Annotated in this window: 2 protein-coding genes; one reads left to right on the forward strand and one right to left on the reverse strand. The window is 36.1% G+C overall.

Annotation, left to right across the window (positions count from 1 at the left end):
- Window positions 1-173: 173 nt before the first annotated feature.
- Window positions 174-629 carry a DUF6194 family protein gene (locus ACWATR_RS40265; RefSeq protein ID WP_460343909.1) on the forward strand — a complete coding sequence of 152 codons (456 nt, stop codon included), beginning with the start codon at window positions 174-176 and terminating at the stop codon, window positions 627-629.
- Window positions 630-867: 238 nt separating this feature from the next.
- Here ACWATR_RS40265 and ACWATR_RS40270 read toward each other — a convergent pair.
- Window positions 868-1,101: hypothetical protein (locus tag ACWATR_RS40270; RefSeq protein WP_460343912.1), on the reverse strand; the 234-nt coding region annotated here is incomplete at its 5' end.

A 1,101-nucleotide genomic window follows, 5' to 3' on the forward strand; every position in this document is an offset into this window, starting at 1 on the left:
TATTACTACCGCTATTAAGACTATCTAATAGCAGGAGTAATATTTTTTCTTTCCGTAGCCCAGCCCTAGAAGCATTACAATTCTCAAAGCTTTAGCATTTAAAGATAGGAAATCTTTGAAATAAGAACAAAAGTATATTAATAATAAAATGAAAATTAAATATGAAAATCAGTATGACTAAAGACGAAATTAGAAAATATATTAGTTGTAAGTATCAAGGACTGAATGTAACAGAAGCCTACTTAGAAACAACTTTCTTTTATAACCCTGAGATGAAGTTACCCAGAGGGGTTTACTTTGCAACAATTAAAGAAGTAGATGGGCCAAATGATAAAAGTTCAAATCTTAATAGAGATGCGGTTTTTAGACTTAGTATCGGTATTGGAGATCAAGAATATCTTAAATTATTTGGGCAAAGACCAAAAAGACCCGCTAAAGGCAAGATAATTGATGGAGACTGGGATTTTTCTCAGTTAAATGTACTAACCCCGCATCCTATATATGGTTGGCTGGGATGGGTAGCTATCAACAATCCGCAAGGAGAAAACCTAATTAAAGCTTTTGAGTTCATTGATACAGCTTATAAAAATGCAATCTTAAAGTTTAATAAAAGAAAAGAAATTAAATAAAAATTTCCTACCTGACATTTATCCTACTTTAGTACTTGCACCCTAACTCGCCTTCAAAGCACCTTGCTCTTTACCATAGAAAGCAGTAATCCTAATGCACTCATGCTGTACAAAGCTCTGGTGGGGCGTTTCAAGGCATAGTGAACGAGACGCTCACTCAATGATTAAGTAGACAATCATGATTGTGAGAATCTTTTACTACTGGTAGGTCGGTAGAAATGATTTCTGATAAATTTTATCAGGTCACTGTCGGGTTAGTTACGGCTTGCATTGGGGCAAAGTCTGAGTAAACTTCAGTAGGTAAACAACGCAAGATAATCATCAGCAAGTCAGCCAAAACTATCGGCGTGCAGAAGTTAAAAACTCGCCGCAGTGCAGTATTAGTAAAGATTGTGGCAACTTCAGCGACGTGTTCTAAGGCATCTTCTGGTGATGATTCTGATTCAGCAATCAACATCGGGAAGTATGTACG

It is taken from the genome of Nostoc sp. UIC 10890, from assembly GCF_054786515.1.

What these genes read in the sequence shown, in the direction of transcription:
- ACWATR_RS40265 (WP_460343909.1), top strand. Translation starts at nt 174, where the DNA reads ATGACTAAAGACGAAATTAGAAAATATATTAGTTGTAAGTATCAAGGA.